Genomic DNA, 16,160 nt, shown 5'->3' on the forward strand with positions numbered 1-16,160 from the left:
TTCGGGGTCATGAAAAACCAGCGACGCATCGCCACCCGCTATGACAAGACCGCGCTCTCCTTCGCCAGCTTCCTTAACCTCGCCGCCGTGCGCCTATGGCTGAAATCTTTTGTCAACATCGCCTAGGCGAGCTTAGATTTCTGTGCCCTCTGCGAGAGTTAAAGCATCCTCCACATCAACTCCGAGGTATCGGACGTGCTTTCGATCTTCGTGTGCCCAAGCAGAATCTGGACCGCGCGGAGATATCCAGTCGCCTTGTAGATGATCGATGCCTTGGTCCGCCGTAGAGAGTGGGTACCATAGTCCTCGCTGGGCAAGCCAATTCCCGTGACCCATTCATCGACCAGGCGGGCATATTGCCTTGTGCTGATGAGGGTTACGTGATCAGTGCGGCTGGGGAATGCAAAGTCCTCCAGGGATCCACACCGCAGTTCGAGCCATTTCAGCAGGCTTGCGCGAGCATCGTCCATCAGTTCAAACTGGACTGGTCTTCCGGTCTTTTGCTGAACGACTGTAGCACGCGTTCGAATTTTCCGATCGCAAACGATATCGCTGATCCTGATTTTCGCCAGATCGCAGCCGCGCAATTTGCTATCGATAGCTAGATCGAAGAGGGCTCGATCCCGAATGCGCCCATGCTGGTCGAGAAAGAAGCGGATCGCCCAAATCTGACGGAGCTTCAACGCCCGCTTCGCGCCAACCTTGCGTCCGGCGTTCCAAGATATTCGCCCCCGGGCGGCGGGATCAAATTCTGATAATCCCATGACACGTCTCCTAGGGCCATGATGGCCGCAGGCATAACGATTCAAAATAGGCCAATCCTCCGCGGCCGATATAGACTCAACGCTTTCCCTCGAAATCTGATTTGCGAATCAGAAGAAGACTGATGCCGCTTCTGCGACACCAGCCTCCCCAATCGTCTATGACGTGCGTTTTGAAATAAATTGCGGACCAGAATAGACGCGCACAGGATTGCCGCGCTCCAGTTGTTTGTGAACAGCCCATTCTGCCTGTCGCCCTTTGGCTTGCGAATGGGCCCGCTGATCCTCGATCAACATCACCAGCTTCAGTTTCGCCAGTTTCCGATTGGCGTGCTGGGATCGTTGTTCCTGGGCGGTGGCGACGAGGCCCGTGGGGCGATGCGTTGCACGCACAGCGCTGTCGGTCTTGTTCACATGCTGGCCGCCCGGGCCACTGGCCCGCATCGCTTGATAGTCGATATCCTCCTCTCGCAAATCGGCAATCGCATCGGCTTCTGGCGCGACGCTCACGCCGACGAACCAGTTGCGACGCTTGTGATGAGTGCGGAATCGGCTTTCCCCCTTCCACAAGATCGTGCCTACACGCCTGGATGCGAAGGCGCCTGCGCCTTCGCCCGATATTCGAAGCAGGAGCGAAGACGGCAGGCCATCATGGCTTTCGACCAGTTCGCAGGCAACGCCAGCCTCCTTTGCTTCCCGCGCGAAAGCCATGGCCAACTGGGAGACGACCCAGCGGCACTCCTCCGGCCCACTGCCGGAGGTCAGATGAAGGATGATGTCGCTCATGGGCGCCTCGTTTTATAACTGAGCAAGGGACGCAGAAGCGCGATCACTCGGATCAGGCCCGCATCGTGCAGATCGCCAATCACGCCGCCTATATCCTTGTACGCCTGAGGTGCCTCCTCGAAGATCAGTCGCCGATCTTCGCAGATCACCCGACTGCCAAGGTCCGTCCGCTCCAGTTCAGCCGGTCGATAGCGACGGGACAGGCGGGCATGGGCATCCTTGCGGCTCCATTTGCGCCCCGCACCATGGGCAAGGGAATGGAGCGCAACATCGGCGCGATCAGCCAACGGCTCGACCAAATAACTGAAATCCCCGCGCGAACCGGGGATCGCGACGAGGTCCCGATCGGCCGGTGCGGCACCCTTGCGATGCAGCCATCCGCCCTGATGGGGCGTGACGCTGTTGTGGCAGATATCGAGGACGCAACGCCCCTCGAACCCCAGCTTTTCCGCGAAACGCCCGGCGATGATCCGCCGGTTGAGCATGGCCCAGTTTAGGGCCTGATCATGCCGGACGAGATAGGCGAGACCGTCCGGCTGATTGGCTTTCAATCCGGCACTCCCATTCCTGGCCGCATGCGTGGTCAGGATCGCATCCCCCGGCCCACGAGATCCGCTGTGAACCATCATCCACAACCGGTCGCGACCAAGCCCTAGTTCGTCAAAGCGCGCGGAGTCAGCGACATCCTCGATCCGTTGCAACTCGACGAAATGGTTGCCGCCGCCGATGGTACCCAGCGATGGATCGGCCATGGTCGCTGGCAAATCGGCCGCAATGAGCGCTCCTTCGCTATCCCCCTCCCAAGGCGTGTCGAGATCATGCAGCTTCCGTTCCGCCACTCCCAGCTTGAACTTGCGCAGGGCTAGGTCGGTTTCCCATAAGGCCATGCCGCATCCAATGTCGCTGCCGACCAGATGCGGATAGATATGGGTTTCCGACCAGAAGGCTGCGCCGACCGCAATACCGTTGCCGGCATGGAGGTCAGGCAGGCCAACCACGCGCCGGATGCCGTCCAGCTTCGCCGTGGCATGGAGTTGATCAACGGCGAGAGGATCGAGGCGAGCAGGATCATTCGCAATGAGGGTAATGCAGGACTGTTGCATCATGCACCGCCCTTCAATGGAGCATTGGTTTGGCACGCGCGATTGGCGGGCGGTAGCCTATGCCGAAGCTGGACATAGTCCTTCAAAAGCCCATCTTCAGGGTCCACGAAGAACGCGCGGCGCCGGAACCAGCGCCCTTCCCGTTCGAGCACCTCTCCCTCGAACATCCATTCGCCATGACGACCAATGGAGATGCGGGTGAGGACATAATCCTCCAGATGCTGGCGGACATGCATCTTCACCGTGCTACCGGTATCGAGGCCCGCGCAAATCTCGCTGAAGACCATATCCCAAGGCTTGCCACGCCTGCTGCGCAGGAAACGAACAAGCGGCGCAAGATTCTCGTTGAGGCTCTTGGTGTAAGGTGTCCCGATCTTGGCATGGCGCTTTAAGCCTATCTGCTTGATGCCCCGGGAGGCTTTTCCTTTCAGCTTTGCGGAACGTGCGTGACTCGCCCCCCAGCGCGGTCGCTCCACGATGGTCTTGAACATGTCAGCGCGCATGATCGACCTCCTTCCCGTTGGGAAAGGAAGCGGAAACGCTGACGTCGAAATGATTGAAGTTGATCTGGCCCGCGCGGCGCGGGTCAGCAATATGCGTCAGGTGAGCGAAGTCACCTGCAGGGAAATTGCCCATGCAATATCATCCTGAACATTCTGGATAAGAAGAATTTCTGGCTGGCTTGCAGGTGCTGCTCGCATGTCATTCTCCTTTCTACATTCAGGACCGGCCGGGATCGGCTGCGGGCTCAATAGTCGATTCATCATGACTTGGCAACGCGACAATATGCGCGGCCAGCCATGCTCCGCCTGACACGGAACTTGGCTGCACGTTATCGGACGACCAGCAGATGCGTCCCACCATGTTGCTGGGCGAACCCAAGTCGCCGATCCAGAAAGCGCCCGATCACGTCAATGGCCGTCAGGCTGTGCTGGCTCGGCTTGACCGTGGTAAAGCTGCCCCCGCCCGCAAGGGCAAAGGGAAGGAGTAACTGATCCGCCAGATAGGGGCCGGCAAATGCACTGGATTCCAGGAAGCCAAGCATTCGCCCGACCGCCTTCTTTGCCACGCGTTCGGCCGGCACGCCCAACTGGCCGAATCCGCTAACGATCTCGGTCCCATGCTCGAACTGCGCTTCAAGCAACAGGATATTGCCGGGGCCCTGATCGTCCGGAAGCTCGCGAGCACATGCTTCCCGCTCCGACCAGCCGAGGTCGCGGCGCACGACATTGATTTCGCGCTCTGCAATCTCGAACGGTAGGCCAGCAAACAACGCCTGGCCGCTGACGCCCATCAGGGCTCCGCGCTCTAGGCAGTCGATCGGCCGCAGCGGCGCCGGGCTGATGTCGACCTCGATCCGGCCGCCACCACGCGGGTAGAAGCCGTGACGGACAAGCCGAGCCTCCACCTTCGGCCCCATGCGATTGATGATCGGCAGGAAGCATTTCGCGATGAAGTCGAACGGCGGCGCCAGCATGTTGTGCGTGCCGCCCTCCAGCACCAGCCGCGACGGCGCATCGGCGAGCAGCAACGGCATCAGCACCGTCTGCAGGACAAGTCCCGTCGATCCTGCCGTGCCGACAGCAAAATGATATTCGCCCGGCACGACGCGGCCGGGCGTGAAGCTGAGCGCGGACGAACCGACATGAAGCCCCTCGCATTCGGCATTGCCGATGACGCACGCGGCTTCCACCGCAGTCACATGCTGGCGCATGAGCCCCGGTTTCGACCGTTTGGCGCGGACATTCTCGATGCGGACGGCCTTGCCGATAACGAGCGAAAGCGCGCACGCATTGCGCACGACCTGCCCGCCCCCTTCGCCTTCCGATCCGTCAATCGTGATCATGTGTCTACCAGTTCGAGAAAGAGGTGATCGGCTGCTGTGACGCCGTCGATATCCAGCCCCCTCTCTGGCAACTCGCCCGCACGCGCTAGTTCTTCGCGGATCAAGTCGTCCAGAGCAGGCACACGGGTTACATTGCTCAGTTCATTGCTCTGCCGTTTGGCCTCGACCAGCTTCGCCACTTCATCCCGCATGCAGTCAGGCAGTGCGCTCAATTCGACAAGAGCCTGAAGATTCATTGGCGGACGCACATTCCCATTGAGCCTCATGCAACGGATCGCGAGTGCTGGACGAAGGGCATAGAAATACCGCTTCACCGGCACGTCTCCGTGATCCTCCAGCCAGCGTTCAGCCGCATTGCGGCCAAGGTTGGCATAATGATGGGCAAGACCCGGCGCATCCAACAGTTGGTCCGCCAACGCGGCCAGCGGGGCCACGGCCGAATGAACGGGTCGATAGCGGATCGGGCTTTCAATCCATTCGCTGACCACCGCGTTCGACTTGAGAAGGAGACCCAGCGCCTTGCGTATGTCCCATCCGTTCAGATCGATGTCGTCCTCGATCGGCGTCTCGATCACATCACGTCCCGGTTTCAGCGAAAGATACCATGCGCGCGGCCGCACATAGATGAAGCGCACGTCATAATCGCTGTCGGGCGAGGGGAAGCCCCATGCGCGTGAACCGGACTCGACCGCCAGCAAGATCCGCACATCATGCGCCTCTTCAATGGCGGTCAGCCGCGTCTCGATCTCGCGCCGAACGGCCAGGGCAATGCTCTGATTGGTGACGGTCTGCATGATGATTCTCATTTGGAAGCAGTGCGCGCCAAAGGTTCAGCCTTTGACGCACACCACCTGTTTCAACGTATGGACGATCTCCACCAGATCGGCCTGGGCGGCCATCACGGCTTCGATCGGCTTGTAGGCCTTGGGCGTTTCGTCGATGACGCTCTCATCCTTGCGGCACTCGACGCCCGCGGTATCGGCGATATGATCGTCGAGCGAGACCAACTTTTTGGCCTGGGTCCGGGACATCACGCGTCCCGCGCCATGGCTGCAGCTCTCGAACGATTCCGCATTGCCGAGACCACGCACGATAAACGATTTCGCGCCCATCGAGCCCGGGATGATGCCCATCGTGCCCCTCGCCGCGCGCACCGCACCCTTGCGGGTCACGAGCACATTCTGGCCGAAATGGTTCTCCCGCGTCACATAGTTGTGATGGCAGTTCACCGCTTCGAGCTCGGCGTCGAAAGGCTTGGCGATCTGGCCGCGAAGCGCCCGGATCACATTGGTCATCATCATCCTGCGGTTCAGCGCCGCGAAGTCCTGCGCCCACTCGACCGCCTCGACATAGTCGTCGAAATGGTCGGTCCCTTCCGGGAAGTAGGCCAGATCCTCGTCGGGCAGGTTGATGAACCACTTACGCATGTCCTGCCTGGCCAGTTCGATGAAGAACGTGCCGATCGCATTCCCCACGCCGCGCGAGCCTGAGTGGAGCATAATCCACACGCGCTGCTCGGTATCGAGGCACAACTCGATGAAGTGGTTACCCGTCCCCAGCGTCCCCAAATGGGTAAGCTGGTTGGTATTCTTGAAACGCGGATACTTCTCCGTGATGCGATCGAACCGCTCAACGAGAGTCGCCCAGGCCGACACGATCTCGGCTGGCGGATCGCCCCACGAGCCATGATCGCGCTGTCCACGGCCTACCGAACGGCCATGCGGCACCGCCCGCTCGATCGCCGAACGAATGCCTTCCAGATTGTCCGGAAGATCGCTCGCCATCAGCGATGTGCGCGCTGCCATCATGCCGCAGCCAATGTCTACACCCACGGCGGCCGGGATCACAGCGCCCTTGGTTGGGATCACTGAACCAACGGTCGCGCCGATGCCGACATGCACATCGGGCATGGCCGCCACATGCTTGAAGACGAAGGGCATCTGCGCCGCCTTGCGGAGCTGCTCGTGCGCCTTCTCGTCGACCGGCACGCCGCGCGTCCACAGTTTGATCGGCTTGCCGCCCTCGACGTGCTGAATATCGTAAGTCCTGCTCTCGGTCATTTCGACCTCCCTTATCTATTCATGGTGCCGGCGACGAGTTTTGGCGAGACATCCCGGAGCATCCTGGCCGGATTGCTCCGGAGCAGATTCGAACCGCTCGGCCTTTCGGCCTTACCCGTGTAGTCCCGCCGGCATTCGCCAGCTCAAATTTCGGTGCCATGGCGACGAGGTTTTGACAGACTTCTCTCCGTCCTTGCGGACGGTCCCTGTGCTACCGTTACACTACGGACCGATTGGGCGGTCCGGCGGGATTCGAACCCGCACCTGGGGCGTGATAGGCCATGTAGTCCGTCAGGCATTCGCCATGGTTTTTGTGTTCCCGGTCACGGCGACGAGAAGTGAGAAAGACCGTCCCGAGGGACTGGCGCTCTAACCGGCTGAGCTACGAGCCCGAACGCATCGAAGGCCCGGCGGGACTTGAACCCGCGACAACCACATTACCAATGTAGTCCTTCTCGGCATTCGCCGTGATAATTCAAAGCGGGTCGTGACGACGAGGTTCGGCAAGACGCGGCCCTTAAGCTACGTATCGGCGGCGGGGTTCGAACCCGCATCTCCCTTCGGCACAACTGCCTTCCGGGTGCTTTACTCGTCGGGCCTCGTGGTTTGGAGACATGTAGTCCTGCCAGCATTCGCCACGACCCTGTTCGTTCAGACCTCGACTTGTTCGACGATGCTCACCCAGTCGCGCGTTTCGCCGGAGACAAAGCGCGCAATCGTGTCGAACACCGCGTCGGAGAAGCCCCCGACATTCAGGATTTCCGGTCGCCCGGTTGCCTGCGTGGTGCCGTAGGGCGAGATGTCGATGCAGACGAGCTTGGCCTGCGGATTACGCTTCACCAGTTTCGTCCACTCCTGCATCGTCGCCGTCGAGCCGTTCCGCGTCGCATCGACCCAGGACTCATTGTCCGAGACGATGACGACCAGATCGACCGCCGCCTTCTCCTTGTTGAGGAGAGCGAGCGGCGCCGAGACGTTCGTTCCGCCACCACCGACCGCCGCCAGCTTCGCGGCATTCGCCGCGACCCGGTCGGAGGCCTTCAGCGTCACTGGCACGACCGCCTGCTCGAACGGGATGACCCGCGCTTCACGGTTGGAGCGCAGCATCGCCGCCGCGACCAGGGCGGCGACATCGATGCAGCGCACCTTGGACGACGCACCCTTGCGGTAGCCCGTCACCGGCGATTGCATCGACCCCGACACGTCGGGGCAGACGACCACGCGACCCGGCACCGTTGGCACGCCTCGGAGCGACAGCTCCAGCGCCTCCTCCAGCGCCGCCTGCACCTTGAGCGGCACGCCGTCACCGACCTGGCCCAGCGCCATCATCAGCTGATAGGGCATGGGCCGCACGGCGCGGAGCGCGTCGCGGTCGGTGAGCCGGGCCGCTACCTGATCGGTGAACCCCTCCACACCGAACGCACCATTGCGCGCCAGCGTGTTGAGATTCATCCGCAGCGCCTGCCAGCCCATGCGGCCGGCAAGCGCCGCCCACTGTTCCGCGCTCAGCGGATAAGCGGTCAGCCACTCGAACGGCACCTGCGGCAGCGGCAGCGTGCGATCCTGCTTCCAGGCTTCGAACGCGGCGATCTCGGCGGGTAGAGCGGCAACGTCATAGGGACGGCCGATCAGCCAGCCATAGAAAGCCTTGCGCTCCGCATCCGCGGGGCGCGGGTGGACCATCTTGACGATGTCCGCCAGGCTCGGCGCACTGCCGGTCGCAGCCTGAATCAGGTCGCGGATCAACGCCTGCTCCAGCCACCGCTGGACCAGCCGCTTCGGCCGCGTGCCGAGCGACGTCCGCCCGACCTGCCCCGAGCGCATGATCTGCACGAAGCTGCGCAACATGCGGCCGTTGTTCACGACCTTGCCAAAGACCCGGACCGCGAGGTCAGGATCCGCAACCGTCAGATAGGCCGCCAGCAAGGCCGGTATGTCCTTCATCGCACTGGACGTGCGGGCATAGATCGCGGCCTGCGCCACGAAAGTCGGATCGACCGCGCGGGCCGCATCCAGCACATCGGCAAGCTGCGTCTCCGCCGCACCGTAGAAATTGTCGGCCAGTGTACCGGTCGCTGCCAACTGGGCGAGCTTCGCCTTCGGCCCATAGGCGTAGGCCGGCGCGCCCTCCCGGTTCAGCGCGTCGGTGCGCGGCAACAGCTTCGCCACGGCGCTCGCAAAAAGTCCCTTGTTGGCCATCGTCCAACTCCTCATCTGGTCAGGGCGGCAGGATTTGAACCTGCGGCCTCCTGCTCCCAAGGCAGGCGCTCTGCGCAGACTGAGCTACGCCCTGTGAATTTCCGATCCTTGGGGCGGCCAGCCCATTCCGACCGCCCCAGTTCCGCCTGCCGACCGAGTAATCCGCCTCTGCCGACACAAATCCAGATTGCAGGAGGTGTGCCAATCCGCAGATTGAGACGAAGGAAAATCACATACCATTGATATATAGTAATTTATTTTCCGGCCTGGCGATACGCCTCGCTTGACGGCGATCAAATTTCATATCGCAAAGGATATATTTTTATCCTATAGTATAAGAATGAAACCTCTCACCGTCATCGGATTCCTGGGCTCGACGCTCGATGCAAGCAAATTCGGGCCTTCACGCTGGAACAAGTGGCGACCGACGGTCGCGCTCACGATGCACGAAGATTTGCGGGTCGATCGGTTGGTGCTGCTCCACGGCACCGCTCACCGGCGCCTTGCCGAATATGTTGCGGAGGATGTCGCCTCGGTCTCACCGGAGACCCAGGTTGACATGCGCGTGCTCGACTTCCGCGATCCGTGGGATTTTGAGGAAGTCTATGGAAAGCTGCTCGACTTCGCACGCGCGGAGCCGTTCGACCCGGACGAGCAGGACTATCTCCTCCACATCACCACTGGCACCCATGTCGCACAGATCTGCCTCTTCCTGCTGACCGAGGCCCGCTATTTGCCGGGGCGCCTGCTCCAGACCCAACCGGCCAAGCGCGCCGAGGATGGCGGAGCGCCCGGCCGCTGGAGCATCATCGACCTCGACCTGTCGCGCTATGACAGCATCGCCACCCGTTTTGCCGTTGCGAGCGCGGAGAGTACCTCATTCCTCAAATCCGGCATCGATACGCGCAACGCCGCCTTCAACTGCATGATCGACGAGATCGAGCAGGTCGCGCTGCGGTCCCGCGCGCCCGTACTGCTCATGGGGCCGACGGGCGCGGGCAAGAGCCAGCTTGCGCGGCGGATCTATGAGCTGAAGAAGGCCAAGCACCAGATCGCCGGCTCGTTCGTGGAAGTGAACTGCGCGACGCTGAAGGGCGATAGCGCGATGTCGGCACTGTTTGGCCACCGCAAGGGTGCCTTCACCGGCGCAGTCGCCGACCGGCCGGGCCTGCTTCGCTCTGCCGACAAGGGCATGTTGTTCCTCGACGAGATCGGCGAACTGGGCCTCGACGAGCAGGCGATGATCCTGCGCGCCATCGAGGACAAGCGCTTCCTCCCCGTCGGTGCGGACAAGGAGGTCGCGTCGGACTTCCAGCTGATCGCCGGCACCAACCGTGATCTGGGCGAAGCAGTGGCATCGGGTGCCTTCCGCGACGATCTGTACGCACGTCTCAACCTGTGGACTTTTCGCCTGCCCGGCCTCTCTGAGCGGCGCGAGGATATCGAGCCCAATCTCGACTATGAATTGGATCGGTTCGCCGAGCGCGAAGGCGATCAGGCCAGTTTCAACAAGGAAGCACGCCAGCGCTATCTGGCCTTCGCGACGTCCGGAGAGGCAAGCTGGCCGGGCAATTTCCGTGACCTTGCCGCTAGCGTGACGCGAATGGCGACGCTCAGCCCGAAAGGACGAATTGATGTGAACTGCGTCGACAAAGAAATCGAGCGGCTGCGGCGGCTATGGTCAGGTCAGGCTGATAACGCCGTAGACATTCTGCCCGAGATATTGAGCGACGAGCAGATTGTCGAACTCGACCTGTTCGATCGCGTCCAACTCGCCGAGACAATCCGGGTATGTCGCGCTAGCCGTTCGCTTTCGGAAGCAGGGCGAACCCTCTTCAGCGCCTCGCGCGCGCGCCGCAGCAGCTCGAATGATGCGGATCGCTTGCGAAAATATCTGGCACGGTTCGACTTAGAATGGTCGGTGGTGAACGACTTAAGATGACGACCCTTATAGGACGCTCAAGAGCGAATTTTCTGCTCCGAGGTCCGGTCGGTCCGCTTTCACATTTTTTAGAGCCTAGAATTGGCCGATTTCCGAACGACCGTCAGCGGCAAGCGATTCGGGAAAGCTGCCTTCTATTCTCCTGCAAGATCAAAATTGCCAGTTCAGGCCGGCCTGAAGCTGATGATTTTGCCCACTACGGGCAATCGCGCCCTGATAACCGAGGTTGATCTGCAACTGGTCGCGGATCGCACCATGCAACCGCAATTCGCTGACCAGACTGTCGCGTGCAATCGGCAGGCCGCTGACCGCAAAACGCTGGCCGTCAAGGGCAGCCTGAACCACAGGTAGTTGATCTCCGAAAACATGCTGCCAGCCCGCCGATGCGCGCACCGCGAGCCGAGCGCTTCCTACAGCCAAATCGAGGTCGCCGCGCGTGCCCGCGGTCGCGTAGCTGGTGCGCAGGGAATCCGCTTCCAGTTGCAACGCCGCCGCCGCGCCGCTTTCCTGCCCGCGACCGACATCCAGCCGCACATGTGCGATGCTGACGAAGGGCTCGATTGATCCTGCCGCAGTCTCGATGCGATAAGCGGTCTCCCCAAACATCTGCGCGGTCGTCGCGCGATACTGCGTGACGACACCATCTGCAAAACCGGAAAAGCGCACGGAACGCTGGACCGCCACATTCTGCCAGGCGAAGGCCAACCCGCCGCGCAGCGCCACCCGGCCCAGCGTCCCGCCGCCGTAGAGTCCGGCGTGATAACTGTCCACATCCGCCTGCCCCTCTCCCCTCATGCGATCGCGGTTGTGACCGCCGATCATGCCAAGGCGAAAGCTGCTGCCGGGTGCCTGAGCCTCAATGCCCATCAGACCGCCCGACGAACTTTGGTCCAATCGCGCGGCATTGCCGTCGCTGCGCCAATGGCTCCAGGCGTCCAGCGCCTGTCCCCAATAGGTGAGCCCCGGACGGTCCGAAACCGTCCCGCGCAATCGGTCCAGCGCCGCATCGCGTGACAGGCTGCTGTTCTCGATCAACGCTGCACGCAGGGAGGCATGAAATTCACCGGACAGTTGATCGAAGGCTTTGCGCGCCGTCTCGGCGTCGCTCATCAACACGGCATCCTGTACTTTGTTGCCCGCCGCCATCCTCTCCAGCGCCGCGCCGGTCGCCTGCTGGTTCAAGGATGTGGCGACATCGCTGAACCGGACATCATTGCGATCCAGCCTCAGCCTCACACTGTCATGGCCGTAGCGGAGCCGAGGCGTCAGGAAGGCATAGGTGGACGTGACCGCGTCGAACCGGCCCTGCACTCCGCCCTCTGCGAGAAGAATGACATAGGTAGAACTGGGCCGGTAAATGCCGCTGGCGCCGATATGGGCAACTGTGCCGCCCAGCGTCGCAACGCCGCTCACAATGATCGCATCCGCCGACGTGCCGTAGGGATCGACCTCCACCTCATAGCGGCTTCCCGGCGCGAAGGTCAGATTTCCCTCGACGTGAAGAGTTGCGATCCCTGGGCCGGGTGCGATCTTGCCGCCTGGAGCGACCCGGACGGACCCCAATGTCCCACGGCCGGCCAGCAGTGTGTTCGCTTCCACCGCTATCTGACCGCCCAGCTTTCCGTCGACGATCAGGCGTCCGAACTGAAGCTGGGTGCTGCCGGTGAAGCCGGAGGAATCGCCGCTGAGGGTCAACGCGCCGTCGCCCGCCTTGATCAACCGCCCGCTGCCGCCGATCCGGCCGGAATAGCGGCTGGCGCTGGTCTCCGCGAACTGGAGTTCCGCGCCCGGCCGCAAGTCGGCATTGCCGGTGAAGCGGCTCGCGGCGGCCGCCAGCCGTCCCTCTTCCAATCGCCAGTCGAGCGTGCTGGGGCCAGTGAGCGTCAGCACGCCGCTACCCCTTTTCACCATCGTCCCGGCGTTTCCATCGAGCGCCCCGATCGCGCCGGAGAAACTGCCATTATCCCGCTGATCGAACACCAGCGTCGCCGCATTGCGGACATTGCCGCGAAGCGCGCGGGTGTTGCCGATCAGCGTGCCCGCCTCGACTTCGGTATCGCCCGTGTAGCTGTTGGCGCCGGACAGGATGAGCGTGCCCGCATCGCGCTTGACCACGGTCGTGGTTCCGGACAGGGGCGCGGCGATTTCGGCGCTCAGGCTGGAATCCCACACGCTGCCGGCGCCAACGCGGATGACCGTGCGATCCCCTCCCGCCAATGTCAGGGTGCCTCCCGACAGGACATAGCCGCCGGTCGCGAACTGCAATCCGCCGGTTTTTACCGCCCCGGCGCTATTGTCGATCAGGACCTGCCCGCTATTGCCGGTGAAGATCGCAAAGCCATTGACCTTTCCAGCTTCGTTGACGATTCCGTCCTGCCCAGTCCAACTGAGCGCTCCGTTGCGCCAGACGCCGGGGCCGCCGTCCACCCTGCCGTTTCCATAGCGGGTCGGGTCGCCGCCGTCCCAGAATTGCAAGGGCCGCGCCGCCGTGCCGGAAAGAAGATTCACCTGCCCCATGGTCGCGGTCTGGATCGAAAGACCGTCGGCAGCTTGACCGGGCGGCAGTACACCGATCTCCAGCCCTCCATCGGTGAGCTTGCCGCCATAGCTGATGAGCCGATAAAGCCCTTCACCCAATGGCGCCCCGTTGGAAACATGCAGCGTGCCGTCCAGCGTCACATCGCCCGCCACATCGAACAACGCCGGATCTTGCGTCGTCCCGAAAGTGGCCTGCGTGATCGAACCGGCGCCAAGTACAAGACTTCCCATATGAAGCGTCGCGCCGGCCCTGCCCGTCAGGCGCCCGCCAGTAGAAATCTCCACGGCGCCGACCTGCCCATCGCCGCTCAACATGCCATTCGCGCCGACATGGAGCGTGCCGCCCAGTGCGCCATCGACCCGCAGCGCGCTGTCGGCAACCTCCGTCCGGCCGGAGAATGTGGACTGGCCGGTCAGGACGAGCATGTCAGCTCCCTTGATGTCGAAACGGCCATTACCCGAAAGAGCGTAGGGATAGACGGTTTCCGTCTCCGCCCCCTCGCCCGCGTCGAAGGTCAGCTGTCCCGCCGCACCTATCTCGACATTGCCGCCAAAGCCGGCCGCGCGAGCCACGAGAGCGCCTTCTTCCAAGCGCCAATCCAGATTATTGCTGCTTCCAAGGGTAAGCGTGCCCTCACCCCGTTTGATCATGAAGCCCCAGAAGCTGAACAGGCCGCTCACGCCCCCAGCAAAGATTCCGTCCATATTCTGATCGAAGATGACGGTGCCGCCATTTTCCAGATTGCCGCGGATCGAATCCGTGTTGCCGACCAGCGTGCCGCCATCGACGCGCGTATTGCCTTGATAGCTGTTTGCGCCGGTCAGGATGACCGTGCCGAAATCATTGAAGAACACGCCTCCGTTGCCGGTCAGTTCGGCGTCGATCCGCGTGGTCGCCCCCGCCGTTGAACGAACCGAGGTGTAGGCGCCGCCATCGAGTTTCAGTTGCTCGCCGACGAGGCGATAGCCGTCCGTCAGAAAATGCATGCCAGTGACAGCCGGTGCGCCGCTCCTGTCGTCGATCGTTACCGTGCCGGCCTGCCCCTGAAAAACGGTAAAGGCGGGCACAGGTCGCATCGGACCATTCACCGCGCCGCTGCTGTCGGTCCAGCTCGGGTCGGTGGCGCTCCAGACGCCCGAACCCCCGTCGATGACGCCATTCTCACGCTCTGCCGGATCGCTGCCATCCCAAAAGCGCAGCGCCGGTTGCGCTTCCGCACTATCAGGCAGCACCATCAATCCACTCACGACCAGCGCCGCGATACTGTCGCTCGCCAATCGTCCTACTTTTGATACCGATTGCGCAATCGCTTCGCGCCGCCCTCCACCCCGCATCGGCGTAACCCCTTTATCAAGCAGGCCTTTTTATAGCCTCCTTAAGAGCTGCAGCGACGCAATCGCTTTGCGCCATTGCGTTGTCAATTTGCGGGGAAAGCTGGGTGATCGCCGAACTTGCGCGAAGGCTGTTATCCCGCCTCATCGTGGAGCGGAGAGGCGAAGAATTTGAAGGAGTTGGGACATGATGCAATCGATCTTCTGAGCGCCGGCTTCATAGATGGAATGCTCTTTGGCCGATCCCAGAATGACGGTTGGCGGCAGGCGACCTCGGCAAAGCTGTCGGGTGCACAATTTCCTTGAAAGTCAATATCTTGTTCTCGTCAGCATGCTTCTTCGCGGAGGTCCGCGCCTACTTGGATTCGGTTTCGCGCGGGACATTTTGCGCCATTCCGGGGGCTTTGCGAACCATAACCGAGCAGGGACGCTTGTGCCGAGCCCCGAACCAGCCTTAAGCTTCGCATGCCAGTCAATTCAGGGGTGCTATGAACTACCGTTGGGAGAGTTGCCAATATACCGGCAGATGCTACCGTATATCTGTGTCCCTATAATGCACTGAGGCCATTACGCCGTCACCGAACGACTGCTAACGCCTCGTCCAATAGGCAGGCGCCATGATTGCCTTCATATATGGCGCGCGCCGCGCATTCGAGGGGGCTCAAGCTGACTTCTCCGCAAATGTCCGCCCGGCATTAAACGGCACGGCAGCGACCCGCGCACTCGAGTGATGAAGAAGCAGATGTCTTTAGAATAGCCTCACGCCCAGTTGAAGCCCAGCGCCCAGATCCGGTGCGCCCTGCGATAGTCCGGCGCTGCCGTATAATCCGAGTGATAGCCGGTTCGTCAGACCCGCGTTGATTCCGGTCGAGATTTGCTCCTGATCGGGCGCGAGCCGGCTGAGGCTCTGAGCATAATCGTAGGAAATATGACCCCGCAAACCAGCAGCAATCTGCCCGGCGACGCCGGCCCGAGCCGAGATAGCATTACGCAGGTCAAAACCCTGCGGGTCGCCGGCAACGGTATAGGAGAGATCGGCAAAGGGTGTGATGCGGCCGAAGCTTTTCGCCAACTCGGCTCCCATCATATAATCTGGCTTGCCCGTTCCCAACTTCTTGCGCTGCGACGCCGTCGGCACTTTCACCTGCCCCATCACCGTCAGTCCGACGCCGGAAAGCGGCACGAGATAGGAAGCGCCCAGTCGCAAATCCCCCAGCCCCTCGCGGCGCACCCGGGTCGCCGGCTGGCTTGGATCAACGATGATAGGAAGCCCAAACAGTCCCCCGCCGCCGCCCACGACATTCCCCGGGGCGTCAATGATTAGATAAGGCAGCGTCACGGTGAATTGGAACCGGCCTGTTGCGATGCGCAAACTCGTGGGAATGGACGTGGTTTCAACCTTTTGCGCTGTACCAAAGGTCCCGTCCTGATATTCGATTCCCGTCGAAAGCTCGGCGCCCGCGCCCATGGGTGTCCGCCGGGTTACGGTGGATTGCTCTCCGATTTGGTCCGCCGCATCTGCGGTCGAGACGATCGCCAGAGTTGCGATTGCGGTCGATATGACATGACGCACGACTTGTTCCCCACGCTTGA

The 16,160-nt window shown here is 61.8% G+C and carries 11 protein-coding genes, 1 tRNA gene and 2 pseudogenes; 2 read left to right on the forward strand and 12 right to left on the reverse strand.

Annotated features, from left to right (window positions below):
• A pseudogene (locus MRBLMC3_RS23090) lies at positions 1–126 on the forward strand (IS5/IS1182 family transposase); the annotation flags it as partial.
• A gap of 6 nt (positions 127–132) precedes the next feature.
• Here the strand turns inward: MRBLMC3_RS23090 and MRBLMC3_RS09815 are convergent.
• From MRBLMC3_RS09815 to MRBLMC3_RS09860, 10 genes and pseudogenes are all read right to left on the reverse strand, one after another.
• Positions 133–764, reverse strand: a pseudogene (locus MRBLMC3_RS09815) (tyrosine-type recombinase/integrase).
• A 156-nt stretch (positions 765–920) separates the two neighbouring features.
• Positions 921–1,547: a peptide chain release factor H gene (prfH, locus tag MRBLMC3_RS09820; protein WP_363828087.1), complete on the reverse strand. Its 627-nt coding sequence runs from the start codon at positions 1,545–1,547 to the stop codon at positions 921–923.
• Positions 1,544–2,653, reverse strand: a complete 1,110-nt coding sequence (locus MRBLMC3_RS09825) for an RNA ligase RtcB family protein (protein ID WP_363828090.1) — start codon at positions 2,651–2,653, stop codon at positions 1,544–1,546. The genes prfH and MRBLMC3_RS09825 overlap by 4 nt, the downstream gene beginning before the upstream one ends.
• Positions 2,650–3,153 carry a hypothetical protein gene (locus MRBLMC3_RS09830; protein ID WP_363735763.1) on the reverse strand — a complete coding sequence of 168 codons (504 nt, stop codon included), beginning with the start codon at positions 3,151–3,153 and terminating at the stop codon, positions 2,650–2,652. The genes MRBLMC3_RS09825 and MRBLMC3_RS09830 overlap by 4 nt, the downstream gene beginning before the upstream one ends.
• Entirely contained in the window at positions 3,143–3,286 is a 144-nt protein-coding gene (locus MRBLMC3_RS09835; RefSeq protein WP_363828092.1) for a hypothetical protein, read from the reverse strand. Before MRBLMC3_RS09835 ends, MRBLMC3_RS09830 begins: the two co-directional genes overlap by 11 nt.
• A 196-nt stretch (positions 3,287–3,482) precedes the next feature.
• The gene (gene rtcA, locus MRBLMC3_RS09840; protein WP_363828094.1) at positions 3,483–4,496 is read right to left on the reverse strand and encodes an RNA 3'-terminal phosphate cyclase; all 1,014 of its coding nucleotides are present in this window, start codon (positions 4,494–4,496) and stop codon (positions 3,483–3,485) included.
• Positions 4,493–5,290 (reverse strand): nucleotidyltransferase domain-containing protein, encoded by a 798-nt coding sequence (locus tag MRBLMC3_RS09845; RefSeq protein WP_363828097.1) that lies wholly within the window; start codon positions 5,288–5,290, stop codon positions 4,493–4,495. The genes rtcA and MRBLMC3_RS09845 overlap by 4 nt, the downstream gene beginning before the upstream one ends.
• A 36-nt stretch (positions 5,291–5,326) precedes the next feature.
• Complete coding sequence (locus MRBLMC3_RS09850; RefSeq protein ID WP_363828100.1) at positions 5,327–6,556, reverse strand: RtcB family protein; 1,230 nt, start codon at positions 6,554–6,556, stop codon at positions 5,327–5,329.
• A 651-nt stretch (positions 6,557–7,207) separates the two neighbouring features.
• On the reverse strand, positions 7,208–8,755 hold the full coding sequence (locus MRBLMC3_RS09855) for an RNA-binding protein (protein ID WP_363828103.1): 1,548 nt from the start codon (positions 8,753–8,755) through the stop codon (positions 7,208–7,210).
• Between the two features lie 16 nt (positions 8,756–8,771).
• Positions 8,772–8,849 (reverse strand) — tRNA-Pro (locus MRBLMC3_RS09860).
• Positions 8,850–9,095: 246 nt separating this feature from the next.
• On the opposite strand from MRBLMC3_RS09860, the gene rtcR reads away from it, so the two are divergent.
• Entirely contained in the window at positions 9,096–10,697 is a 1,602-nt protein-coding gene (gene rtcR, locus MRBLMC3_RS09865) for an RNA repair transcriptional activator RtcR (RefSeq protein ID WP_363735769.1), read from the forward strand.
• Positions 10,698–10,847: 150 nt separating this feature from the next.
• On the opposite strand, the gene MRBLMC3_RS09870 is transcribed toward rtcR, so the two are convergent.
• Together MRBLMC3_RS09870 and MRBLMC3_RS09875 are read right to left on the reverse strand one after the other, a co-directional pair.
• Entirely contained in the window at positions 10,848–14,513 is a 3,666-nt protein-coding gene (locus MRBLMC3_RS09870) for an autotransporter domain-containing protein (RefSeq protein WP_363828106.1), read from the reverse strand.
• An 802-nt stretch (positions 14,514–15,315) separates the two neighbouring features.
• Positions 15,316–16,140: a transporter gene (locus tag MRBLMC3_RS09875; RefSeq protein ID WP_363828108.1), complete on the reverse strand. Its 825-nt coding sequence runs from the start codon at positions 16,138–16,140 to the stop codon at positions 15,316–15,318.
• Positions 16,141–16,160 lie beyond the last annotated feature (20 nt).

Origin of the sequence: Sphingobium sp. LMC3-1-1.1 (assembly GCF_040676285.1) — a bacterium.
Classification (GTDB): Bacteria; Pseudomonadota; Alphaproteobacteria; order Sphingomonadales; family Sphingomonadaceae; genus Sphingobium.

Coding starts and splice junctions, on each gene's coding strand:
- MRBLMC3_RS09855 (WP_363828103.1), bottom strand. CDS start 8,755: ATGGCCAACAAGGGACTTTTTGCGAGCGCCGTGGCGAAGCTGTTGCCG.
- prfH (WP_363828087.1), bottom strand. CDS start 1,547: ATGAGCGACATCATCCTTCATCTGACCTCCGGCAGTGGGCCGGAGGAG.
- MRBLMC3_RS09845 (WP_363828097.1), bottom strand. CDS start 5,290: ATGCAGACCGTCACCAATCAGAGCATTGCCCTGGCCGTTCGGCGCGAG.
- MRBLMC3_RS09835 (WP_363828092.1), bottom strand. CDS start 3,286: ATGGGCAATTTCCCTGCAGGTGACTTCGCTCACCTGACGCATATTGCT.
- MRBLMC3_RS09850 (WP_363828100.1), bottom strand. CDS start 6,556: ATGACCGAGAGCAGGACTTACGATATTCAGCACGTCGAGGGCGGCAAG.
- rtcR (WP_363735769.1), top strand. CDS start 9,096: ATGAAACCTCTCACCGTCATCGGATTCCTGGGCTCGACGCTCGATGCA.
- MRBLMC3_RS09825 (WP_363828090.1), bottom strand. CDS start 2,653: ATGATGCAACAGTCCTGCATTACCCTCATTGCGAATGATCCTGCTCGC.
- MRBLMC3_RS09830 (WP_363735763.1), bottom strand. CDS start 3,153: ATGCGCGCTGACATGTTCAAGACCATCGTGGAGCGACCGCGCTGGGGG.
- rtcA (WP_363828094.1), bottom strand. CDS start 4,496: ATGATCACGATTGACGGATCGGAAGGCGAAGGGGGCGGGCAGGTCGTG.